Source organism: Methylobacterium sp. J-078 (assembly GCF_022829285.1).
In the GTDB taxonomy this organism is placed as follows: Bacteria; Pseudomonadota; Alphaproteobacteria; order Rhizobiales; family Beijerinckiaceae; genus Methylobacterium.
The window spans coordinates 68,325-91,079 of sequence record NZ_JAKSYI010000145.1; the positions used below are offsets into that span (position 1 = coordinate 68,325).

General features: G+C 68.3%; 24 protein-coding genes. 15 read left to right on the forward strand and 9 right to left on the reverse strand.

Annotation, left to right across the window (positions count from 1 at the left end):
* Window positions 1–241 precede the first annotated feature (241 nt).
* From MKK58_RS26565 to MKK58_RS26590, 6 genes are all read left to right on the forward strand, one after another.
* Window positions 242–475: a hypothetical protein gene (locus MKK58_RS26565; RefSeq protein ID WP_018041746.1), complete on the forward strand. Its 234-nt coding sequence runs from the start codon at window positions 242–244 to the stop codon at window positions 473–475.
* 76 nt (window positions 476–551) lie between these two features.
* Entirely contained in the window at window positions 552–1,433 is an 882-nt protein-coding gene (locus MKK58_RS26570) for a cytochrome b/b6 domain-containing protein (protein WP_409565325.1), read from the forward strand.
* Entirely contained in the window at window positions 1,430–2,356 is a 927-nt protein-coding gene (locus MKK58_RS26575) for a molybdopterin-binding protein (RefSeq protein WP_243915967.1), read from the forward strand. Before MKK58_RS26570 ends, MKK58_RS26575 begins: the two co-directional genes overlap by 4 nt.
* A 317-nt stretch (window positions 2,357–2,673) precedes the next feature.
* The gene (locus MKK58_RS26580; protein WP_243915969.1) at window positions 2,674–3,453 is read left to right on the forward strand and encodes a DUF4394 domain-containing protein; all 780 of its coding nucleotides are present in this window, start codon (window positions 2,674–2,676) and stop codon (window positions 3,451–3,453) included.
* Window positions 3,454–3,513: 60 nt separating this feature from the next.
* Window positions 3,514–4,053, forward strand: a complete 540-nt coding sequence (locus tag MKK58_RS26585) for a sigma-70 family RNA polymerase sigma factor (protein WP_243915971.1) — start codon at window positions 3,514–3,516, stop codon at window positions 4,051–4,053.
* Complete coding sequence (locus MKK58_RS26590; RefSeq protein ID WP_243915973.1) at window positions 4,050–4,817, forward strand: anti-sigma factor domain-containing protein; 768 nt, start codon at window positions 4,050–4,052, stop codon at window positions 4,815–4,817. Before MKK58_RS26585 ends, MKK58_RS26590 begins: the two co-directional genes overlap by 4 nt.
* Window positions 4,818–5,231: 414 nt before the next feature.
* On the opposite strand, the gene MKK58_RS26595 is transcribed toward MKK58_RS26590, so the two are convergent.
* Both MKK58_RS26595 and MKK58_RS26600 read right to left on the reverse strand, forming a co-directional pair.
* The gene (locus tag MKK58_RS26595; protein ID WP_056453524.1) at window positions 5,232–5,456 is read right to left on the reverse strand and encodes a hypothetical protein; all 225 of its coding nucleotides are present in this window, start codon (window positions 5,454–5,456) and stop codon (window positions 5,232–5,234) included.
* Window positions 5,457–5,548: 92 nt separating this feature from the next.
* A complete protein-coding gene (locus MKK58_RS26600) occupies window positions 5,549–6,538 on the reverse strand; it encodes a zinc-dependent alcohol dehydrogenase family protein (protein WP_243915974.1) in 990 nt (329 codons plus the stop codon).
* Between the two features lie 335 nt (window positions 6,539–6,873).
* Here MKK58_RS26600 and MKK58_RS26605 point away from each other — a divergent pair, with 335 nt between their 5' ends.
* Complete coding sequence (locus tag MKK58_RS26605; RefSeq protein WP_243915975.1) at window positions 6,874–7,269, forward strand: tautomerase family protein; 396 nt, start codon at window positions 6,874–6,876, stop codon at window positions 7,267–7,269.
* Here MKK58_RS26605 and MKK58_RS26610 read toward each other — a convergent pair.
* The gene (locus MKK58_RS26610; RefSeq protein ID WP_243915976.1) at window positions 7,266–7,895 is read right to left on the reverse strand and encodes a TetR/AcrR family transcriptional regulator; all 630 of its coding nucleotides are present in this window, start codon (window positions 7,893–7,895) and stop codon (window positions 7,266–7,268) included. The genes MKK58_RS26605 and MKK58_RS26610 overlap by 4 nt on opposite strands.
* Before the next feature lie 194 nt (window positions 7,896–8,089).
* Here MKK58_RS26610 and MKK58_RS26615 point away from each other — a divergent pair, with 194 nt between their 5' ends.
* The 5 genes from MKK58_RS26615 to MKK58_RS26635 all read left to right on the forward strand — a co-directional run bounded on the left by MKK58_RS26615 (window position 8,090) and on the right by MKK58_RS26635 (window position 13,124).
* The gene (locus MKK58_RS26615; protein WP_243915977.1) at window positions 8,090–9,058 is read left to right on the forward strand and encodes a zinc-dependent alcohol dehydrogenase family protein; all 969 of its coding nucleotides are present in this window, start codon (window positions 8,090–8,092) and stop codon (window positions 9,056–9,058) included.
* Between the two features lie 101 nt (window positions 9,059–9,159).
* Window positions 9,160–9,447 carry a DUF1330 domain-containing protein gene (locus tag MKK58_RS26620; RefSeq protein ID WP_243915978.1) on the forward strand — a complete coding sequence of 96 codons (288 nt, stop codon included), beginning with the start codon at window positions 9,160–9,162 and terminating at the stop codon, window positions 9,445–9,447.
* A gap of 446 nt (window positions 9,448–9,893) precedes the next feature.
* The gene (locus tag MKK58_RS26625; protein ID WP_243915979.1) at window positions 9,894–10,697 is read left to right on the forward strand and encodes a hypothetical protein; all 804 of its coding nucleotides are present in this window, start codon (window positions 9,894–9,896) and stop codon (window positions 10,695–10,697) included.
* Window positions 10,642–11,922: a DNA-packaging protein gene (locus MKK58_RS26630; RefSeq protein WP_243915981.1), complete on the forward strand. Its 1,281-nt coding sequence runs from the start codon at window positions 10,642–10,644 to the stop codon at window positions 11,920–11,922. Before MKK58_RS26625 ends, MKK58_RS26630 begins: the two co-directional genes overlap by 56 nt.
* A 41-nt stretch (window positions 11,923–11,963) precedes the next feature.
* A complete protein-coding gene (locus tag MKK58_RS26635; protein ID WP_243915982.1) occupies window positions 11,964–13,124 on the forward strand; it encodes a phage portal protein in 1,161 nt (386 codons plus the stop codon).
* 40 nt (window positions 13,125–13,164) lie between these two features.
* Here MKK58_RS26635 and MKK58_RS26640 read toward each other — a convergent pair whose 3' ends face one another.
* Together MKK58_RS26640 and MKK58_RS26645 are read right to left on the reverse strand one after the other, a co-directional pair.
* The gene (locus MKK58_RS26640; protein WP_243915983.1) at window positions 13,165–13,596 is read right to left on the reverse strand and encodes a type II toxin-antitoxin system VapC family toxin; all 432 of its coding nucleotides are present in this window, start codon (window positions 13,594–13,596) and stop codon (window positions 13,165–13,167) included.
* Window positions 13,593–13,859, reverse strand: a complete 267-nt coding sequence (locus MKK58_RS26645) for a prevent-host-death protein (protein WP_243915984.1) — start codon at window positions 13,857–13,859, stop codon at window positions 13,593–13,595. Before MKK58_RS26645 ends, MKK58_RS26640 begins: the two co-directional genes overlap by 4 nt.
* A 235-nt stretch (window positions 13,860–14,094) precedes the next feature.
* On the opposite strand from MKK58_RS26645, the gene MKK58_RS26650 reads away from it, so the two are divergent.
* The 3 genes from MKK58_RS26650 to MKK58_RS26660 all read left to right on the forward strand — a co-directional run bounded on the left by MKK58_RS26650 (window position 14,095) and on the right by MKK58_RS26660 (window position 16,737).
* The gene (locus MKK58_RS26650) at window positions 14,095–14,637 is read left to right on the forward strand and encodes an HK97 family phage prohead protease (protein ID WP_243915985.1); all 543 of its coding nucleotides are present in this window, start codon (window positions 14,095–14,097) and stop codon (window positions 14,635–14,637) included.
* A 140-nt stretch (window positions 14,638–14,777) separates the two neighbouring features.
* Window positions 14,778–15,770, forward strand: coding sequence for a phage major capsid protein (locus tag MKK58_RS26655; protein WP_243916025.1), 993 nt, complete (start codon window positions 14,778–14,780; stop codon window positions 15,768–15,770).
* A 310-nt stretch (window positions 15,771–16,080) separates the two neighbouring features.
* Entirely contained in the window at window positions 16,081–16,737 is a 657-nt protein-coding gene (locus MKK58_RS26660; RefSeq protein WP_243915986.1) for a hypothetical protein, read from the forward strand.
* Window positions 16,738–16,743: 6 nt separating this feature from the next.
* On the opposite strand, the gene MKK58_RS26665 is transcribed toward MKK58_RS26660, so the two are convergent.
* The 4 genes from MKK58_RS26665 to MKK58_RS26680 form a co-directional block, all read right to left on the reverse strand.
* Entirely contained in the window at window positions 16,744–17,460 is a 717-nt protein-coding gene (locus MKK58_RS26665; RefSeq protein WP_243915988.1) for a DNA-binding protein, read from the reverse strand.
* Between the two features lie 579 nt (window positions 17,461–18,039).
* The gene (locus tag MKK58_RS26670; RefSeq protein ID WP_243915989.1) at window positions 18,040–18,744 is read right to left on the reverse strand and encodes a DNA-binding protein; all 705 of its coding nucleotides are present in this window, start codon (window positions 18,742–18,744) and stop codon (window positions 18,040–18,042) included.
* Window positions 18,745–20,184: 1,440 nt separating this feature from the next.
* Complete coding sequence (locus tag MKK58_RS26675; protein ID WP_243915991.1) at window positions 20,185–20,328, reverse strand: hypothetical protein; 144 nt, start codon at window positions 20,326–20,328, stop codon at window positions 20,185–20,187.
* 36 nt (window positions 20,329–20,364) lie between these two features.
* Window positions 20,365–22,740, reverse strand: coding sequence for a heavy metal translocating P-type ATPase (locus tag MKK58_RS26680; protein ID WP_279578587.1), 2,376 nt, complete (start codon window positions 22,738–22,740; stop codon window positions 20,365–20,367).
* Between the last annotated feature and the right edge of the window lie 15 nt (window positions 22,741–22,755).

Here is a 22,755-nt window from a genome sequence, read left to right on the forward strand (position 1 = left end):
GTCGAGATCCGGCTCGGCGGCTTCCTGCCGGGGGGGGCTGAAACTTCTCGGGGACCGACTCCGTATCAATAGCCGAGGATAGGATCGCGCCCAGGCCAAAAGCCTTGATTTGAGCGCGGAATATCTTTTGCTTAATTATCATAGTATAGGAAAGTAATTATTTAATTTTTAGGAACAGCGATACAATCATGATGTTGTAGTGTGGGTTGGATAAGATGTTCACCTCCACAGGAGATCCTACATGAAGAAGTTCACTCTTGCGCTGACCGCCTTGACCGCTCTCGGCGGCATCGCCCTCGCCGCCGGTTCGGCCACGGCCGCCCCGATGTCCGTCAACGGCATGCAGTCCGAGAGCGGCGTCACCCAGGTCCGCATGGACCGCGGCGAGCGGATGATGATGAAGAAGCGCATGATGCGGAAGAACATGATGAAGCGCCGCATGATGAAGAAGCGGATGATGAACCGCGGGATGTGATCCCAAGCGCCATGCGCTTTCGGAGGCCCCGACATGGGGCCTCCACCCCGATGGCCATGACTTCAAGGAAGACCGTTTGGCTCGAACCTACCTGACCCGTTCCGCGCCCGAGACCGGCGAGGTCGAGCGCCGTCGTTGGATGTTCCGGCACCCCGCCGTCATCCGCGTCACGCACTGGGTCAACGCGGTCTGCCTGCTGGTCCTGCTCATGAGCGGCCTGCAGATCTTCAACGCCCATCCGGCTCTGTACTGGGGCAACGTCTCGACCTTCGATACGCCGCTGATGGCGATGTCCTCCACCGAGGACGACCCGCCCAAGGGCGTCACCACGATCTTCGGAACGACCTTCGACACCACCGGCTGGCTCGGCTCCTCGGTCGGTGCGAACGGCGAGCCGGCCGACCGTGGCTTCCCGGCCTGGACGACCCTGCCGAGCGACCAGGACCTCACCGGCGGTCGTAGCTGGCACTTCTTCTTCGCCTGGGCCTTCGTCCTGAATGGGCTCGCCTACCTCCTCTACGGGTTGGTCAGCGGACAGCTTCGGTTCCGGGTGATCCCGTCGCGCGACCAAGTCCGGCACTTCGGCGCGTCAGTGTGGGAGCACCTGACGCTGCGCTTCCCCCAGGGCGACGAGGCCAAGCGCTACAACGTCATCCAGAAGCTCACCTACCTCGTCGTGTTGTTCGTGCTCCTGCCGGTTCAGGTGCTGGCTGGGCTCGCGATGTCGCCGGCGATGAACGCGGCCTTCCCGTTCCTGCTGACCCTGTTCGACGGGCGCCAGTCTGCCCGTACGATTCACTTCGTCGTGGCGGCGCTGCTGGTCCTGTTCGTCGTCGTGCACGTCGCACTCGTCCTGCTCTCCGGGTTCTGGAACAACATGCGCGGCATGCTCACCGGCTGGTTCGTGATCGAGCGCAAGGTCGAGCCGGTCGCCGTCGCCGCGGAGCCCCGGTCATGAACTCCCTTCCGAGTCGACGTGCCCTCCTAACGGGAGCGTCCGCCACGGCCGCGGCGGCCATGCTCGGCGGGTGCGACCGCCTAGGCAACGCTGACTGGTTCCAGCGCACGCTCAAGACCGGCGAGGACGCCAACCTGTTCGTCCAACGCCTGCTCCTGACCGACCGGACGCTGGCGCCGGAATACGCCGAGTCCGACATCTCGCCGTGGTTCAAGCCGAACGGCACCGAGGATCCGCCGGACAAAGACTACAAGGCCCTGGCGAAGGGCAAGTTCGCCAAGTACCACCTTGAGGTCGGCGGCCTCGTGGAGGTACCCTTCCGGCTGTCCCTGGCCGAGCTTCGCACGCTTCCCGCCCGCACCCAGGTCACCCGGCACGATTGCGTCGAGGGCTGGAGCGCCATTGGCAAATGGACCGGCGTGCCGCTCGCCGACCTCCTGTCCCGCGCCAAGCTGAAGCCCGAGGCGCGCTACGTGGTGTTTCATTGCGCGGACACCATGGACCAGGGCAGTGCGCTCGAAGGCGGCGGAGACGGTGAGGATGCCGACGAGGCGCCCCCCGCCGGCAATACCAACCCGGCCATGACCAAGCAGTCGGGCGGAGGGGAGAGTAGGAAGGATTCCGGCGGCCAACAGGCGCCGGAGGACACCGCGGCCAGCGGCGGGACGTCCGTCCGGTACTACGAGAGTATCGACCTCGTGGACGCGTTCCACCCGCAGACGATCCTCGCCTACGACATGAACGGCAAGGCGCTTCCTATCGCGAACGGCGCCCCGCTGCGCCTACGGGTCGAACGCAACCTCGGCTACAAGCAGGCCAAGTACGTAATGCGCATCGAGGTGGTCGAGAGCTTCGCCCATTTTGGCGAGGGCAAGGGTGGCTACTGGGAGGACCAGGGCTACGCTTGGTATGCGGGCATCTGAGCCGCTCGCGTGCAGCCGGCTTCGAAAGGTGAACTCGATCAACATCTTACGGGCGGCGGCGGACAATGAAAACCTGGCCGATCAGAATGGCTGTTAGCCCCATTCTCCGTCCAGAAGCGGACGGGCAGAACCCCACCCGACACGGTTGTAGCGCGGACGGGCAGGTACCGACCCAACCGCGTCGTAACCGACTGCCTGAGTGGCTCTCGAAAGCGGACAGTCGTTGGAGGACGAAAATACCTGAGTTCCGCTGCATCCGATCATTCGGCTCATGGCTAGCACTCTTGATGCCGCCTTCGCGGCAGATGGAGAACGCCATGCGACTGAGCCTCATCGCCGTTACCCTGCTGGCTGGCACCTGCCTTGGAACCGCCGCGCGTGCCGAGACCGTTGCGGCACTCGTCGGCGATGCCACGCTGGCGCATGTCGACACGGCCGCGAAGAAGGTCACCAAGACGGTGACGATCACCGGGATCGGCGGCAGCGTCCTCGGCATCGACGTGCGGCCGGCCGACGGCATGCTCTACGCCGTGATCTCGGATGGCAGCGTCGTCACGATCGATCCGATGTCCGGCAAGGCCACCGCCAAGTCGAAGCTCGACACGATGCTGGCTGCCGGCACCGCGGCGACGGTCGATTTCAATCCCGTCGCCGACCGCCTGCGCATCATCGGCTCGGACGGCACCAACCTTCGCGCCAATGTCGATGACGGCAAGGTGACGAAGGACGGCCAGCTCAAGTTTGCCGAGACCGACACCATGAAGGGCAAGACCCCGAAGGTGACGGCTGGCGCCTACACCAATGCCTTCAAGGGCACGAAGGAGACGGCCCTGTTCGACATCGACGCTGCTGGCGCGCTGCTGAAGCAGGCTCCGCCGAACGACGGCATCCTGAACACCGTCGGCATGCTCGGCATGTCGGGCGAGGCCGTGGCCTTCGACATCCTGTCCGATGGCCAGGGCGGGAACCAGGCCTGGGCAATGGCCGGCGACACGCTCTACAAGGTGGATCTCGCCACCGGGAAGGGCGAGATGGCCGCCAAGATCGCTGGCGTGTCCGGCAAGGTCCGTGACATCGCCATTCTCCCCAAGATGTAGCATCGCTCCGCCACTACGGGACCGGCCCGGCGGCCGGTCCTTCCGATCGCCGGGAGGGTCATGGAGCCGTTCGATCACGCCTCCGAGCTGGAAGGCTGCGCCCGTGGGGATCCGGCGTCGCTGCGGCGTCTCTACGACCATGAGGCCGGGTTCCTGCTCGCCGTCGCGCTCAGGATCGTGCGGCGGCGTGATGTTGCGGCCGATGTCCTGCACGATGCCATCATGGATATCTGGGAGCGCGCCGGCACCTTCGACCGCAGCCGCGGCGCGGGCCGTGCCTGGATCACCAGCATCGTGCGGCACCGCGCGCTCAAACACATCCGGGTCGTCGGCCGGGAGACGGACCTCGACGCGGCCGCGGCGACAGAGATCGCGGACGACGCGCCCGATCCATTCGCCATCCTGGCGACATCGCAGGACGGGAGACGCCTCCATGGTTGCCTTGCGCAGCTTGGCGCAGAAAGGCGGGCGGTGATCCTGCTCGCCTATGTCGATGGACTGTCGCAGTCCGAGATCGCCGAGCGACTGGGGACACCGCTCGGGACCGTGAAGGCATGGGTCCGCCGCAGCCTCATCGCCTTAAAGGATTGCCTGTCATGATCCCGAGTCAGCCGGAAGACCGCGACGTCCTGGCGGGCGAATACGTCCTGGGTTTGCTCGACCCGGCAGCCACGGCGGCGGTCGAGCGGGCCCTGGGTTCGGATGCAGATCTGGCCCGCCGCATCGCCTTCTGGGAAGAGCGGCTGCTGCCGGCCTCCGCGGTCCTCGGGAAGGCCGATGTCGAGCCGGCACAATGGGCGCGGATCGAGCAGGCCCTCGCGACACGCCGGCAGGCGCTCGGCCCGACCACGGCTCCCGCCCTCACACGGCCGCGAGGCGGGATGTTGAGGGCGGCGTGGCGGAGCCCTGCGCTTTGGCGGGCCACCACGGGGCTCGCTACGGCCGCCGCGATCCTTCTGGCGATCCTGCCGAGCCGCGTCTCGGTGCCGGCCGAGAGCCCGACGCGGTACTACGCGATCCTGCAGAGCCGCGACGCCTCCGGGCAGGAGAGCGGGCCGGGATGGCTCATCCAAGTTGCCCAGAACGGCACCGTGCGGTCCCTGCCGCTGGCTGATGTGCGGCCAGGAAGCGGACGCGCATTGCAACTTTGGACCCTGTGGGATCAGGCCCGCGGTCCGGTCTCCCTCGGCGTGCTGCCCCCGGGTGGAGCGATCCGACTGCCGCCGGAGCGGCTTGAAGCCATCGGCGACGGGCAGCTTTTTGAGATCACGCTAGAACCCGAGGCGGGCTCTCCCATCGGTCGCCCGACGGGCCGGATCCTGTTCATCGGCCGCGCGAAGGGGGCTGCGACGCAGGCTCTGTAGCGGGGCGATCGAGGTACTCGAAGGAGTTCATTCGTGTTCGAGGCGAGCTTTTTTAACTCACCGCCGTGATTGCTCTCGCATTCTGATCACAAGCGAACCAACGCACATTCACCCGATCCTATGGCGGACGGACCGGTCCCAACCCAGCTCAGACATGCAGCGGACGGGCTGGATCCGACTCAACCTCGCCGCTCAAGGCAACTTGCGCTGGGTCCGAAAGTGGTCGTTCGCCAACAGCAGTTCTCGGACCAGAGGGCCAATATCGGCCGTCGTTCGCTGCTGCGATGGCGAGGCCGGCGGGCACCACGGCGTCTTGGAGTTGGGCTCCCGTACCCGGCCACGGCCGCCGGTCTCGCCGTAGCCGGTTGCGGCGATGAGCGTTCGCAAGGCGCATCGGATGCCCTGGACAACCGATCATGACCGGGATGACGACACCGTCGACATCGGTTCGGACGCGATGTGCCGCGGAAGGCCGGCATGGGCGCGCAACTCGGCGATCTCGGCTTCGATCCGGGATAAACGTCGGTCGATAATGTCGCCTTCGGTCGTGGCCAATGCCTCTTCGAGTTCGCCGAGCCTCGTCCAAAAGCGTCGCCATGTCGTTGGCGAGAACAGGCTGCGTGCCGTATATCCGGTCATGTCATAACCCCTCTCTTGCCGGCATGTAGCCGTCAGGCTTTCGGAGCCTTCCGCGTGCAAGCGCCTTGTGAAGCGATATGCAAGAGGCGGAGTTAGAGGGTGACGACGACCTTGCCGATTTGCTCGTTGGATTCCAGGAAGCGGTGAGCATCCTGAATGTCGGCGAAGGCGAAGACACGGGCGATCAGGGGCTTGAGGGCGCCCGACACCAAACCGTCCATGATGAAGGTCTTGGCGCGTTCGAGGATCGCATCGTCGGACACGACTTCGATGTAGAGGTAGCCCTTCAACGTCAGGCTCTTGCTCAGGACTGTAAACAACGGGAACGGCGTGGGCTCAGCGCTGAGCACGCCATATTCAAGCAGGATCCCACCCCGTGCCATGCTGGCCGTCAAAGGCCCGAACGAAGGGCCGCCGACCGGATCGAACACGACACGAACGCCGTTCCCGTCGGTGATTTCCATAACCTTCGCAACAAGGTCCTCTTCCTCCGTTGCTACGACATGGTCGGCGCCGGCATCCAGAAGAGCTTGTCGCTTGGCGTCGGTGCGCGTCGTTGCGATGACGGTCGCGCCGACCATTTTCGCGATTTGGAAGGCCGCTATGCCGACACTGCTGGACGCTGCGGAGATGATCACGGCCTCGCCGCGGGACAGCTTCGCCTGTTCGATGAGGGCGCCCCACGCCGTGACATATGGCATCCAGACCGCCGCGGCGTCCTCGTAGGATAGGTTCTGCGGATGCTTGACGACCAGGCGAGCCTGTACATTGACGAGTTCGCCGTAGGTGCCGCCGTCGGAGATGTCGAGCGAGGGAATGACGCTGACGGCATCACCGACGACGAACCCCCTAACGGACGACCCGACCGCTTCGACAACGCCCGAAGCCTCGTAGCCGAGGCGGCTCGGAAAGCGTGCGTCCTGCAGATAGGCATGACTGCGGAACATCACCTCGGCGCGGTTTATACCAATCGCCTTTACCTTGATTTGAACCTCGTTGGCAGCGGGGGCCGGGACGTCCACGTCATCGATCCGGAGAACGCTGGCGTCACCGTATTCGTGAATTCGGACTACTCGGGTCATTAGATATCTCCAGGCGCATCGCTTTAAGGAGCGTTTGCTCCAAAAAACCATTAGGAGATGTTTGATAGAGCGTCAACATAATATGGAGTCATAGCTCCATTTTATCGGCCATGTTGCCTGAGCCGCTCTCTGCTCCTGGTGTCCCACTGCGCTCTGACTGATGCCGGTACGTGCCCGTATCGATGCCCCGTACAAGGTCGCCCGTCGCGAGGCTTTGGAGGTGTGCCTCCAAAATTTGGTTGACGATCCCGCAATTCGAAAGCAGAACGGACTTGTGGAGGCGCACCTCCAATTCATACCGCGTTGCGTGGGTACGACGCAATGAGGAACACGTCATGCCGTTTTTCAACGTCCACGTACCCAGGGACCTGTTTTCTCTGGATCAGCGCAAGGCGATTGCGGACGCCCTCGCGCACTCCCTTCAGGAGAGCTTTGGCCTGCCCCCGGAGGACAAGTTCGTCGTGATTAACGAGCATGCCGAAGGTTTTATGTTCCTGCATCCCACGTATAAGGATGTGGAGCGTACGGCAGGTGCGATCGTCATCTCTGTCCATATTCCGGCATCGCGTCCGATGTCGGAAAAGCGCAAGTTGCTGAAGGAGATCGTCCAGTGCCTTCACGACAAGGTCGGCATCAGGCCGGATGATGTGTTCGTGACCCTCATTCCATTGCCGTCGGAGAACTTCTCGTTCGGGCGAGGTTTCAGTCCGTTTGATAAGGGCGACGACTAGGGCCGCCCGCCGGGCCATGCATCGAGCGCCATCACGCCGGTCTTTTCGAGCATGCCGCGATCTGCGCCGTCACGCGCACGGACCGCCATGCCCCTGAACACTGTCTCGAAGAACTCGGCGATCTGGGCGAGGTCGGTGCCTTCAGGTAGGTCGCCGTTCCGGACGCCCTCGTCGAGGCGCTCTACCATCAAGGCGAGCGACCGCCCTCTGACATCACGCATGAAGTCGCGGAGATCGGCGCGTTCGGGGGCGTCGTGTAGCCCGGCCAGGGAAATCATGCAGCCTGCAGGGCCCGTGTCGTCAGTGTAAGCGGCCGCAGTAGCCATCATCAGCCGCGCGAACGCATCTCGCGCCGAGCCCCCGCCGGTCAGAGCCTTGGGGAAGAAGCCGCCCGGCCCAGTGAGATATGCACCGACCGCCTCTCGATAGAGGGCCTCCTTGTTGCCGAAAGCGTTATAGAAGCTTGAGGGGCTGACCCCCATCGCGGCAATCAGTTCGTCGAAGGTCGCGCCCTCGTAGCCCCTGTCCCAAAAGACACGCATCGCCCGGTCGAGCGCCGCTGTGCGGTCGAACAGCCGTGGTCGGCCACGCCCGCGAGAGGTTGGGCTCTCGCCCTTGATGGTCATTGCGCGTCCCTACCGGCCTGCGACGTGAACGGTCATCGCCCACGCCTCCAAGCCATGAACTAACATATTCATAGCGACGGCTCCAGTTTTACATTGACTGCCAACGGCGGCAAGGCCAAAGCATATTTATGGAGCTTTCGCTCCAATAGAGACAACCTGCTGCGGCCTTGCTGCTCGACCAAAGGACCATCCTGATGAAAGCGATCCAGATTTCAGCCTTCGGCGAGCCCCGTGATGTACTGCGATTTGGCGATTTTCCTGAACCAGCCGCACCTGGTTTGAACGAGGTGCTCGTTCAGCTCGAAGCGTCTCCGTTCAACCCTCACGACCTCTATGTGATCAAGGGCGGATTTCCCGTCCTGCCGACGGCGCCGGGGCCCGTCGGCAACGAGGGGGTCGGCCGCGTAATCGGCCTGGGCGCGGACGTAGATCATCTTGCCATCGGTGACCGGGTGCTTCTTCCAACCTTCACCTGGCTCTGGCGCGAGCGGATGACCATCCCCGCGGCGGGTCTATTCGCCCTGCCGGACGCCGATCTGCATCAACTTTCGATGCTCGGCATCAATCCCCCAACCGCGGCTCTCCTGCTCAGCGAATACACAGCGTTGGAACCGGGTGACTGGGTCGTCCAGAACGCTGCTAATTCGGGCGTCGGTCGGGCCGTGATCGGCATCGCCAAGGCGCGGGGCTTCAAGACACTCAACATCGTCCGCCGGCCCGAACTTGTCAGTGAACTCAAGGCCGCGGGGGCCGACGTGGTCCTGATTGCGGGCGACGACACCAAGGCCGAAGCCGAGAAGGCGGTCGAGGGCGGCCGGATTGGTCTAGGTATCGACGCCATCGGCGGCGAGGCGATTGGCCTGCTCGCCGATATCGTCTCGCTCCGAGCGACCGTCGTCGCCTATTCTATTCTCGGCAGCGCAACGATGTCGATCCCGGCCTGGTCGCCGATCTTTAAGCAGGTGACCGTCCACGGCTTCTTCCTCGGCAACCCAGACTCAGCCGCCGCTACCCCCGCCGCCGTCCAAGACGTCCTGCCGCTCGTCATCAGCGGTGGCCTGCATACACCGATCAGCGGTGTCTACCCGCCGTCCGCCGTCGTCGATGCCGCCGTCCATGCCGAGCGTGGCGGCAAGGTGATCATCGACTTTACCGCGGAATAAGATTGCCCTCGCCTGAGCCGCGACCTTCGTCCTTTCAACCATCATCAGAGACGTGCGAGCCCGTCGAATCCCTTCAGGGGCGCACGGCGAAAGGTAGTCATATGTCTGTTTATGTTCTCATCGATCTGGACGTTCGCGATCCGGAAGCCTTTGCTGAGTACGTGGCCAAGGTCGGGCCCCTGATCATCCAGTATGGGGGCAAGGTCGTCGCGACGGATCCGGAGCCGGAGCTCTACGAAGGTGACTGGGCGCCAAGCCTGGTTGTCGTTCTGGAATTCGAGACGCGGGCAGCGGTGCGCGCATTCTACGACGCACCCGAGTATCAACCGATCCGTGCGATCCGCATCAACTCCGCGACGTCGAACGGCCTGATCGCCGTGGGCCGATAGACCAACGCCTGTCCGCAGACCGCGAAACGAAGTCGGCTTCGTCGGGTTTCCCGGCGAGGCCGTACGAAGCGTGGTGCTCACGACCTTCGGTCAAGAGAGCGATGTCAAACCGTGGGTACCGTCCCGCCGTTCGCGAGAGCGCCCTTCGCCGCCGCAGGCGCTGCGACGCGCGGCACGCGGCGACTCAGGTGTGGAGAACGCCGGCTTTGACGCTCACGTGTCCGAAAGCTGACGGTCCGCAAACCACCCATTACGGACGTCCGTGACGGGTATCAAACGTCAGGCTTCGACAACCAACAACCGAAGGTTTCCAAACCCGACACGAGTGGCCCCGCCCACGACCTGCATAAATTCCGATCATAGGATTCTATGTTTGACAGCGCGACGCTCCTGGGGTATTGATAGGGCACGCTCAAGAAGTGTGAGTGGCGGTGGGGGCAGCGGCGATGTTCAGCGCACCGATCCCCGCCGAAACCCGCGCTGCCGTCGAGGCGGCCATGCGCGGCACCCGCCGGTCCGTCCGGGACATCGCGACTGAGACAGGCGTCGCGGAAGCGACCATCCGCTCCTGGAACCGGCGCAGCGGCTGGCGCCCGGTGGCGGTGCAGGGGCCGCGCGGTCTCGATCCGCTCCGCTGGACGGCCGCGCGCCGCGCCGCGGTGGCACGGCTCTACCGCCACCCCTGGATCGACATCGCCGATCTCGCCCACGCGATGGGGTTGCCCGGGCGCCGGGCCGAGGCGCTGTTCGCGGCGTGCGGCCTGGAGGGGCGCCGACCCGGCGTGGTGGCGGACGCCACCGGACCCGAGACCGACCCCGGGCGCCTGCGGGCGGCGTTGCGCGCCCACATCGCCCGCCAGATCCTGCGTTTCGACGCGGCGCTGAACGCCGAGTCCGGCGATGATCCCAAGAACTTCGATCCCAAGAACGCCGATCCCAAGCGCTTCGACAGCGCCCGGGTGCTGCGCGACCTCGGCGGCCTCAAGCGGCTCCTCGACGAGACGGACCGGGACGCGGCGCCGGTCGTGTCGGCCGGGGTTGGTCCGGTGAGAACGGATTCGGGGAAAGATGCGCGCGATGGCGAAGGATCCGGTGAAGAACCCGGTCACGCCTCCGGCGACGCCGGCCACGACCTGCCCGCCCTGCGCGCGGAGATCGCGCGCCGCGCTGAGGCGCTCGGCGGCGAGCGGGCGGATGCCGGCCCTGCTGGCGAGCCTGCCGCCGCACCTGATCCGGGCGCTCGCGGCTGACTGGCTCCTGGCGGCCCGGGCCGACCAGCTGCCGCCCTGCCCCGCCCTGGGGGACTGGACCACCTGGGCGGTGATCGGCGGGCGCGGCGCCGGCAAGACCCGCACGGGGGCCGAGTGGGTCCGCGCCCTGGCGCTGGGCGACCCGGCCTTCACGGCCCGGCCGGTCGGCCGCATCGCGCTGATCGGCGAGACCTTCGCGGACGTGCGCGACGTCATGGTGGAGGGGCCCTCCGGGCTTCTGGGCCTCACCGGACGCCGGCCCCGCTGGTCGCCCTCGCGCCGGCGCCTCGAATGGGACAACGGCGCGGTCGGCCTCGCCTTCTCGGCCGAGGAGCCGGATTCCCTGCGCGGGCCGCAATTCGGGGCGGCTTGGTCGGACGAGATCGCCAAGTGGCGCTACGCGGAAGCCGCCTACGACATGATCCAGTTCGGCCTGCGCCTGGGCGCGCACCCGCGCGGCCTCGTCACCACCACGCCCCGGCCGATCCCGCTCCTGCGGCGGATCCTGGCGGACCCGCTGACCGTGGTCAGCCGGGCGCGCACCGCCGACAACGCCGCCAACCTCGCCCCGACCTTCCTGGAGGCGGTGGTGGGGCGCTATGCCGGCACCCGCCTGGGGCGCCAGGAACTCGACGGCGAGCTGATCGCCGACCGGGCCGACGCCCTCTGGACCCGCGACCGCCTCGAAGCGGCCCGCGTCCCGGCGGCGCCGGAGGCCTTGCGCCGCATCGTCGTGGCGGTGGACCCGCCGGCCTCCTCGAAGGCCGGGGCGGATGCCTGCGGGATCGTCGCCGCCGGCCTCGACGGCGCCGGCCACGCCTACGTGCTGGCCGACGCCACCCTCGCCCGGGCCACCCCCGAGGCCTGGGCCTCGGCCGCGCTCGCGCTCTACCACCGGCTCTGCGCCGACGCCCTCGTGGTCGAGGTCAACCAGGGCGGCGAGATGGCGACCGCCGTCCTGCACCAGATCGACGCCGCCGTGCCCGTGACCCCGGTGCGGGCCACGCGCGGAAAATACCTGCGGGCCGAGCCGGTCTCGGTGCTCTACGCGCAGGGGCGCGTCCACCATGTCGGCGCCCTGCCGGCGCTGGAGGACGAGCTCTGCGACTTCGGCCCGGACGGCCTCTCCACCGGCGCCTCGCCGGACCGCCTCGACGCCCTGGTCTGGGCGCTGACGCACCTCCTGCTGCGCGGCGGCTCCGAGCCGCGCATCCGGCGCCTGTAGGCGTCCCCGACCCCCGAACGATCCGACCCAGCGAGGCCCCGATGGCGAACCTCCTCTCCCGGCTCGTGCGCCGTGCCGCGCCTCCCGACACCAAGGCGGCCCCGCAGGCCGGCATCGGCGTCGCCTTCTACGGCGAGGGCCGGGCCTCTTGGACCCCGCGCGACATCGGGGCGCTCGCCCGCGAGGGCTTCCAGCGCAACGCCATCGTCCACCGCGCCGTGCGGCTGGTGGCCGAGGCCGCCGCCGCCCTGCCGGTCGGGCTGGTGGGGGAAGGCGCCGCCGAACCGCATCCGCTGGAGGCGCTGCTCGCCCGCCCGAACCCGCGCCAGGGCGGGGCGGCGCTCCTCGAATCGCTCTACGGGCACCTGATGGTCTCGGGCAACGCCTACCTCCAGGCCACAAACCTCGACGGGAGCCTGCGCGAACTCCATGCGCTCCGCCCCGACCGGATGCGGGTGGTGCCCGGCCCCGACGGCTGGCCGGCGGCCTACGACTACGCGGTCGGCGGCAGAACCCTGCGCTTCGACCAGGGCGGCGAGGGCGTGCCCCCGATCCTGCATCTGACCCTGTTCCACCCCACCGACGACCATTACGGCCTCTCGCCGATGGAGGCGGCGGCGGTGGCCCTCGACATCCACAACGCGGCGGGTGCCTGGAACAAGGCCCTCCTCGACAACGCGGCGCGCCCCTCCGGCGCCCTGGTCTTCGCGACCCAGAGCGGCTCGACCCTGAGCGATGCGCAGTTCACCCGCCTCAAGGGCGAGCTGGAGGCCAACTATCAGGGCGCCGGCAATGCCGGGCGCCCGCTGCTGCTGGAGGGCGGGCTCGACTGGAAGCCCCTCGCCCTCTCGCCCAAGGACATGGATTTCGTGGAGGCCAAGAGCGGGGCCGCCCGCGAGATCGCGCTCGCCTTCGGGGTGCCGCCCCTGCTGCTCGGCCTGCCCGGCGACAACACCCACGCCAACTACGCCGAGGCCAACCGCGCCTTCTACCGGCAGACCGTGATCCCGCTCGTGCGCCGCACGGCCGAAGCCCTGGCCCACTGGCTGGAACCCGCCTTCGGCCCGGCCCGCCTGGAACCCGACCTCGACGCCATCGAGGCCCTCGCCCCCGAGCGCGAGAGCCTGTGGCGCCGCGTGCAGGCGGCGGACTTTTTGACAGAGGCCGAGAAGCGCGCGGCGGTGGGCTACGGGCCGCGTTGAGGCCGAACGGAGCGCCGGCCCGCGCCGCGACCCCGGTGTCTCAGGCCTCCTCCGACCCCGGTGGCGACCCCGGCGGTTTCGGCGCGGACCCCGAGCAGCTCATGAACGCGATGGGATAGGCCGGAACGCTCCGGTCCTCGGAGACGAAGATAGCGCCCTCGGCCTTCGCCTGGGCGATGAGCAGGTGATCCCACGGGTCCCCATGATGACGCGGCAGGTCGCCGAGGCCCAGCAAATGCGCCGGAGTGATCCCGACGAGGTCGAAACCCTGGTCCCGCACCGCGTCGAGGATGGCGCCGAGATCGGCCTTGAGCTTCCCGACCCGCACCTTCACCTGGATCTCCCAGAGGGAGGCAACCGAGACCAGAACGTCGTTGGCCGGGTCCGCAATCAGGTCCTGCGCGGCCCGACCGAGCCTCGGATCGGCCAGCAACCACCAGAGCAGGGCGTGGGTGTCGAGGAGAAGCCTCACGCCACTTCGTCCTTGGAATCCCCGCCCTCCGAATTCTCGCCCTCCAGATTTTCACCCTCCATGGCGGCCAGGAGCGCGGGCGGCAGGATGTCGAAATCCGAAGCCATCTCGATCTGCCCGCGCAGCGTGCCGGGCCGGCGCCGGGGCAAGGGTTGGGGCGGGTGAACGATCGCGATGACCTCGTCGCGGGCGGTCACCGCGAAGGAGGCGCCGTGGCGCACCTGGCGCATGAAACCCGAGAAATTTCCCCGAAACTCACGCACGCCGATCCTCTGCGGCGCGCGCGGCAAAGCCTTCCCATCCTCGGCCACGACCCATCTCCACTGTGCACACACGATGTGTACACATCGATGGGGACCGGTCAACGCGCAGAGCCGTCAGGCTGCCCGGCCTCGATCATGACCGGTCCCGTTCCGATGCAGGATCCGACCGACGCGGCTCGGGCGCGCGTTCGAGCGGAAGCCCGTCACCACCCCAATCCACGCGGCGGAGTCACCCATGGACGGCCATTTCACCGGCTATGCCAGCCTGTTCGGCGTGCCCGATCTCGGACGCGACGTGGTGGCGCCGGGCGCCTTCGCGGCGAGCCTCGCGGCGCGGGGCGCCGCCGGCATACGCATGCTCTGGCAGCACGATCCGGCCGAGCCGGTGGGGCGCTGGCTCACCCTGCGGGAGGATTCCCGCGGCCTGCGCGTGGCGGGCCAGCTCAACCTCGCCGTCCAGCGGGCCCGCGAGCTCGATGCCCTCCTCCGGGCGGGCAGCCTCGACGGGCTCTCGATCGGGTTCCGCACGGTGCGCGCGCAGCCCCAGCGCGGCGGCCTGCGCCGGCTGGAGGCGATCGACCTGTGGGAGATCTCCCTCGTCACCTTCCCGCTCCAGGCCGGCGCGCGGATCGCAGCCCCGGACCGCGCCTCCCTGGCGCAGGACCTCCACGCCCTTGCCCGCAGCATGGCGCCGCCCCGGCGCCCGGCTCCCCCCTCCACCCGGCCCGGGTCCCGGCCCGCCGCCATCCTCCCCGCCCCCTCCGCGAGGTTCGCATGACCGTTCAGATCCCGTTCGTTCAGGTCCCCTTCGAGACCCACGCCGCCGCACGCCGTGCGCCCGAGGCGAAGAATGCCCTGCCGCTCCTGGAGGACAAGTCCGCCGGGCACGCACCGCACGATCCGGCGGTGAGCGGCGCCATGGCCGAACTCTCCCGCGCCTTCGAGGCCTTCAAGGAGACCAACGACGCGCGGCTTGCCGCGATCGAGGGCCGCGCCCCCGGCGATGTCCTCACCGACGAGAAGCTCGCCCGCATCGACGCCGCCCTCGACACGGCACGCACCCGCCTCGACCGCCTCACCCTCGACGGGCGGCGCCCGCCCCTGGGCGCCGGCGCGCCGGCTCCGCGCGACGGGGCAGCCGCCGAGCACAAGGCGGCCTTCGACCTCTACGTCCGGGCCGGCGAGAGCGGCGGCCTCAAGCGCCTGGAGGAAAAGGCCCTCTCGGCCGGCTCCGGCCCGGACGGCGGCTACCTCGTGCCGGCCGAGGTCGAGCGCACGGTGCTGAAGCGGCTTTCCAACCTGTCCCCGATCCGGGCGCTCGCAACCGTGCGGGTCATCTCGGGCGGACAGTACAAACGCGCCGTCTCGGTGCGCGACGCGGTCTCGGGCTGGGTCGCCGAGGCGGCGCCCCGGCCGCAGACCGACGCGCCGGCGCTGTCCGAGCTGAGCTTCCCCGCGATGGAGCTCTACGCCATGCCGGCGGCGACCCAGACGCTGCTCGACGACGCCATCGTCGACATCGATTCCTGGCTCGCCGACGATGTCGAGACCGCCTTCGCCGAGCAGGAGAGCACCGCCTTCGTCACCGGTAACGGGGTCAGCCGCCCGCGCGGCTTCCTGAGCTACGACACGGTGGCGAATTCCGCCTGGGTTCCGGGCAAGCTCGGCACGATCGCGACGGGGACGGCCGGCGCCTTCCCCACCGCGAACCCGGCCGACGTGCTGTTCGACCTCGTCTACGGCCTGCGCGCCGGCTACCGCCAGAACGCCAGCTTCGTGATGAACCGGCGCCTGCAGAGCACGATCCGCAAGTTCAAGGACGCGGAGGGCAACTACCTGTGGCAGCCGCCGCTGGCCGCCGACCGCGCCGCCACTGTGCAGATACCCATAACTTGCCAACGACCCGCATAACCTGAATCGAACTTACCCCATATTCTGCGGATCGGGTCCGCGAAGTTTGGCAGTGATCACTGGCTTCAGGGACGCCCTCCGACGGCTCCGGCCGCCGTTCTCAATCGATGCGGGCTGCCCGCACGACGATTGCCTTCCCGAATCGACCCTGCGATCCCAGGCGATACCCGGTTCGGATTTCGTAGCGGATCACGCATTGCGCTACGCGTCACCCGCTACCTTCGGAGTCGCGCGCCCGCCTCCGCGATCCACCCCGATGTGCCTTTCGTCAGCCGGTCCTAGCATGCCTCCATCGACATCGGAGAGCGTCATGCGAGCGGGAACGGACGACCGGCAGGTCATGGTCGGCATGGACAGGGAGCTCGTCGCCATCGGCATGGGCAACGGCGGCGGGGCGCAGCACAACGACAGCATGCGCCTCCTCACCCGGCGCCTCGGGGTGCTTCCGGTCGCCGAGACGGTGCAGGAAGCCTGCATCGACCCCTCGACCCTCTCGGGGCGGACCCTCTACGACCACCGCGACAAGGGGCCGTTCCAGGGAACCGTGTTCGCCCTGACGCGCAATCCGAGCGAGTTCGCCAAGCCCATCGACATCCGCAGGCTCTTCGAGACCCCCGGCCGGTCGTCGCTGTTCCGGGCCGACGAGGACCCTGAGGCCCCCACCGGCCTGGTCACGGCGTGGGTCGACGACGGCCTCGTCATCGTCGCCCACCGCAGGAGCTACCGCGACCACCTCGTCGAGATCGAGGCCGCGCTCCGACGCGGCACCCTCGCCCTGCTCGCCCCGGACGTCATGCAGGGACCCTTCCTGGTGATCTCGGACCGCGTCCCCGACACCCTCACCATCCCGACCTTCAAGCGCGACGCAGACCAGAACCTCGCGGGACGCGACGAGCCGGGCTGCGTCTTCACCGTCCCCACCTACCAGTCGGACTTCGAGGCCCTCGCCCCGACCTTCCGGCGGTAGCGGGCGTCAGGCCGCGTCGTCCTCCGGCCGGCGCCTGCGGTAACGCCCGCCGCCCTCGTTCGCGAACAGCTTCTTGAACTTAACCCGCTGGTCGATCACGCCCCGCAGCAACTCCGGACCCCACTCGCCGGGGTGCTCCTCGGCTTCCTTGATGACCTCGTGGCCGACCCGCCGGGAAATATCGTTCACGTGCATCGGCTCGTGTTCCGGGAGAACGTCCCAGATCTCCTGCGCCACCCTCTGCCAGAACTCCCGCGCCCGCACGATGCCGACGTGCTTCCGCATCTCGTCGAGCTCGGAGGCGTGCCGGGCGATCTCCGCCCGCAGCCCCGCGATGACCGCGTCGCGCGCGTCCACCATCCCGCACGCCTCGGTCCTGAGCGCACGCTCCACCGCGAGGGCCTCCGCCATGCGGATGCGGTCGCGCTCCAGCATCCCCGCGGCCTCGGCCCCCGCCGCCTCCCAAAGGGCGGCTGCAGCCTTCGCAAGCCGCGTCTCGACCGCCTCCGGCAGTTCGGAAGGCTCGATGATCGGGCTGTAGCCGCGCTTCTCCGCCCAGTCCGACAGGTGCTCGCCGACGATCCGGCTGCCGCCCGCCACGCCGGCGTTCCGGCCGACCCGCGCCCACACGTTCCCGAGCGCGACACGCTCCTTGCCCTCGGCCCGTATCTGGTCCGCCGCCCGGAAGACCTCGAATTTCCGCGGGTCTTCGAGGCGCTCCATGGCCTCTTCCCGACCCGACTTCCTTCCCGCCATCGCCCGACCCCTTCCGCAGGGCGCCAGGACACGCGAGCAGGGTTAAGGAACCGTGCCGACCCCATCGCACATCGCGGAGGGCGCCATCCGGGATGCGCGATGCCCTGAATCGCCGAATCGCGACCCTTGCGGCCACACGGCACGGATGCAGGTCGGCGCAACCGACATCGCGACGGTCTTCGCCGGCGCCGGACGGACCCTGCCACCGAGACCGGGAGCCCTGGCATCGCCGTGACCGGGGACGTCCAAGGCGCAGGCATCCCCGTGTCCGGCAGGGCCGCCGGCGAGCCGCAGGTCCCCGACCGTGCGGCCCTGGCGTCGAGGCCCTCGGGCCTCACGTCGTAGGGAGGACGCCGCCGCATGCGATGGTGGAACCCGCCGTCGCCGCCGAGGCCCATCCTCTCGCCGGTCCACCCGGATCGGTGGACGAGATCCTCGATGCCCCACCGCTCGATGGACCATATCCTCTCCGCGCGGGCATGGGTGCGGAGGCGGGAAACCCGAACGATGCCCGCGGCCCGACGGGTGCGGACATCGAACGTCCGTTCAGAGCGCCTCGTAGCGGCCGTCCGGGGTTTGCCGGAAGTAGTTCTTGCGCCGCACGCGCTCCCCGACCTTCTCGGCGATCAGGGACGTGTCGATCCGCTCGAACGCGCTCTCGGCCATCTCCAGCGCGTCCGCGTCGAGCGTCGCGAGCAACTCGGACGCCGTCTTCGGGCCCTCCTTTCGGATCGCCTCGACGAAATGCTGCATCACGCGGTCCCAGAACAGCCTCGCCATGACCGCGGCGAGGCCCCGCTTGCGCCCCTCGCGCTTCGGTTTCGGCGGCTTCGAACGGGACTGCGAAAGCGCGGCGACCTGCTCCCGCAGGGCGCCGATGTCGTCGGCCATGGCAGCCAGCCGGTCGTGGGTCGAAGTGGGCCACCCGGCCGGATGCCGGTCCCCGTCCGAACCGGACGATCCCGTTTCGATGCCGTCTCCGACATGCGGTCGGGACGCGGCCAAGGCCGTGGCGACGGTCGCGAGAACGCGTTCGAGATCCTCCGGCAGGTCCAGGACGGCAAGGTGTTCGCGATAGCGACGCCGGCACTTCCAGTCGGCCAGGAGCGCGCCGAGATCGCGAACGGCGACGCCCTTGGCCGCCCCGCCACCGTCCCGCCGGAGGGCATCCCTCAGCGAAGCCACGGTGACGCGGACGCCCTGCTCGACCAGCCTGTCGGCCGCCTGATCGACGAGGATTTGCTGGACCATGCGAACGAAACCGTCGGTGGGCATCCACGATGCGTGGCAAGGGCGAAGGACCCGTGCGGCCCGTCGCCGGGCCGCACGGGCGTCATGTCATGCCTGCGGGCGATTGCGCCTCAGGCGGCGGGCTTCGGCGGCACGCCGAAGCCTCAGGCGACGTGCCGCGGCGACACCTCGAAGAATGTCCATGGCCGTCGCGGGAGGCATCAACAGGTCCGCCTGACGCGTGCGGACGAAACACCGCGCCACCGCCTCCCGCGCGGTCCGCCTCAGGTTGCCGTCCGCATCGGTCGGAGGCATGTCCGCCCCCGATATGCAGGCGTGTTCGAGGGCGGTTCGGACATCCGCCTCCTCGCGGGCGAGGAGCCGGGGGCCCTTGCGCTGCCGGGAGGCGACAGGGGGCGAGGGTGGGGCGACCGGGTCGGGGGCGGCCTCCTCGGGCCAAGTTTCTTCGGCCCCGCTCCATAGAGCTGGTTGATCGGTGGATTCGCACACGGTATGAGTCTCTCTGTTGGCCCTGTACCGGTGGTCGTCGAAAAGCTGGCCGGTACACGGACTTGGTGGGTACGTCGGTTCTCCGATGTGTCCATGGCCCCGCAAGGGAGCCGGGTCGGCCGTCGACGATGTTTGCGCGTCGTCGACGGTTGGTTCGCGGCGCCTTGCGACGATGGCCCAGGCCAAGCATGCGCCCCGCCCAGTCCACGCACGCCGCCGCGATCCACCTTCTTTTAGGCACTTAACAGCGCTGTGCGCAAGCTCCCTGGGCCTCGCGTCGTTTCAGGCTGTCGCGCGGGATCCCGCAGCGATCGGAATCGCTTGCGCGCCGGTGCCCGTCGAGGGCCGAACCCTTCACCGAGCCTGGGCGATCACACCCGTCCTCCATCGACAGGCCGCCGTTCTCAGCGCTGAAAATTCCTCCCTGTGCCGGCGGCGCCGCGGTGGCGCCACGGACCGGACGGTGCCTTGCGTTCGCGATCCCGCCCGCGAGCGAGCACCCCGGATGGACGTCGGGCAAAGTCGACCCCCGTGTCATCCGACTGGCCATCCCCGCGTCTGCGTCGCCGGAACCGCTTCGAGGCGGGATGCGACCCGCGCCATGGCCGGCCGCCATCGGACGCTCCCTCGATGCCATTCAGGGACCCGAAGGGACTCCCTGGCGATCCCGCCCCGTCGTCGACGTTCCGGCGTCGGGGGACCTCTCGGAACCGAACCGTCAGGGCGGCCGGCATCCATGCTCGAAAGGCGTAACGCATGGCGGATGGCGCTACCCGACATGCGTTACCCTCGGAGTCGCGCAACCGGCGTCGCGAGCGCCACGATCCAGGGGTTTCGTCCGACCCGCGAAGCCTCGTGTCCCTCGCATCGGCTGACCGGAAGGACGATCTTCGGGGCGATGACCTTCGACATGCGCCAGCGGCCAAACTCAGCGATGGCCGAATGATCCGACTACGAGATCGGTATGGTCAGCAGACGAAAGATGAAGTCGTGGGCCGTCACGCCGAACACGATGAGTGCCGTCGTCACGACGAGGAGGACCACGATCAGCAGGGTCGTCCTCGTCCGGTGCCACGGACCGTCGATGATACTCAATCGTTCGCCTCCGTCCTCGCAGCCGGCATCCGGAGGCTATAGCCGCACGGCGCGCAAACGCAGGGCGTTCCCGATCACGCTGACGGAGGACAAAGACATCGCCGCCGCCGCGATGACCGGAGACAGCAGCAGGCCGAAGCTCGGGTAGAGCATCCCGGCCGCCATCGGGATGCCGGCGGCGTTATAGGCGAAGGCGAAGAACAGGTTCTGCCGGATGTTGCCCATCACGGCGCGCGACAGCCGCCTTGCCCGCACGATCCCCGTCAGGTCGCCCTTGAGAAGGGTGATGCCGGCGCTCTCGATGGCCACGTCCGTGCCGGTACCCATGGCGATGCCCACATCCGCCGAAGCCAGCGCCGGCGCGTCGTTGACCCCGTCACCCGCCATGGCGACGACCTGACCCGCCGCCTTGTGGCGCTCGACGACGGCCGCCTTCCGGTCGGGCAGGACGTCGGCCTCGACCTCGTCGATCCCGAGTTGCCGTGCCACGGCCTCCGCGGTGGTGCGGTTGTCGCCGGTGAGCATGACGACGCGGATGCCCTCCGCCTTCAGGCCGGCCAGGGCCTCGGCGGTCGTTGCCTTGACCGGGTCGGCGATGGCGATGACGCCGGCCAACCTCCCGTCGACGGCGGCGTAGATCACCGTCGCCCCGTCCCGCCGCAAGCCATTGGCGATGGCTTCCAAGTCCGCCGTCGCGACGTTCTCCCCGGCGAGGAAGTTCGCGTTGCCGAGCAGGATGCGGCGTCCCTCGACCGTACCGAGGGCGCCCTTTCCGGTGGGAGAGTCGAAACCCGACATCGCCGGAATCGAGATGCCGCGTTTTTCCGCCGCCGCCACGATGGCGACCGCCAGCGGATGCTCGCTCGACCGCTCGACGCCAGCCGACAGCCGTAGAACCTCCTCCTCCGAAAACCCCTCCGCCGGGACGATGCGGGTCACGGTCGGCTTGCCCTCGGTCAGGGTGCCGGTCTTGTCCACGACCAGGGTCGTGACCTTCTCCATCCGCTCCAGTGCCTCGGCGCTCTTGATCAGCACACCCATCCCGGCGCCCCGGCCGACGCCGACCATGATCGACATCGGCGTGGCCAGCCCCAGGGCGCAGGGACAGGCGATGATGAGGACCGAGACCGCCGCCACGAGCGCGTAGGTGATCCGTGGCTCCGGCCCCAAAGCCATCCACGCGGCGAAGGCGAGGATCGCCACCCCGATGACCGCGGGGACGAACCAACCCGCGACCCTGTCGGCGAGGCGCTGGATCGGGGCGCGGCTGCGCTGGGCCTCGGACACCATCCCGACGATGCGGGCCAGCATGGTGTCGCGCCCCACTTTGCGGGCCTCGATGACGAGCGCACCACTCTGGTTGATGCTGCCGCCGACAACGGTCGCGCCCGCTTCCTTGGTGACCGGCATCGATTCACCGGTGATGAGGGACTCGTCCACAGAACTCCGGCCCTCGACCACGGCCCCGTCGACCGGCACCTTCTCGCCGGGACGCACGCGCAGGCGGTCGCCGACCGCGATGTCCTCAATCCGGACCTCCTCGTCGGTCCCGTCGGCCTTGAGACAGCGCGCGGTCTTCGGCGCCAGGTCGAGGAGCGCCCGCAACGCCCCCCCGGTGCTCTCGCGAGCCCGAAGCTCCATGACCTGCCCTAGGAGGACGAGCACCGTGATGACGGCGGCGGCCTCGAAGTAGGCGGGCACGGCCCCGCCATGGCCTCGCAGGGCATCCGGGAACAGGCCTGGCGCCAAGGTCGCGACCACGGAGTAGGCCCAAGCCACGCCGGTGCCGAGCATCACCAAGGTGAACATGTTGAGAGAGCGCACGACCAGGGATTGGTAGCCGCGCACGAGGAACGGCCATCCGGCCCAGAGCACCACGGGGGTGGCCAGGGCGAACTGGATCCAGTTGGAGGTCTGCTGCCCGATCCGGTCCATCAGGCCGGTGAGATGGCCGCCCATCTCCAGCATGAACACCGGAAGCGTCAGGGCAAGACCGACCCGGAACCGACGAGTCATGCCAATGAGCTCTGTGTTCGGGCCGTCGTCCGCGCTCACCGTCGCCGGTTCCAACGCCATGCCGCAGATCGGGCAGGCCCCGGGGCCGACCTGACGGACCTGGGGATGCATCGGGCAGGTGTAGTCCGTGCCGGCGGTCGTCGGGGCTGCCTTCGCCTCAGCCGGTCCCGCGTCGAGGTATCGCCCCGGATCAGCCTCGAACTTCGTCCGACAGCCGTTCGAGCAGAAGTAGTACGGGTGACCGCGATGCTCCGTGCGATGCTTCGCGGTCTCCGGATCGACCGTCATCCCGCACACCGGGTCCCTTACAGGGCCTGCGTCATCGTTCGCCGCCGGGTACGGACCGTGGTGCCCATGGTCGGCGTGCGCATCAGGCTCGGCGTGAGGCGGGGTCATCCGAATGTCGTTTCC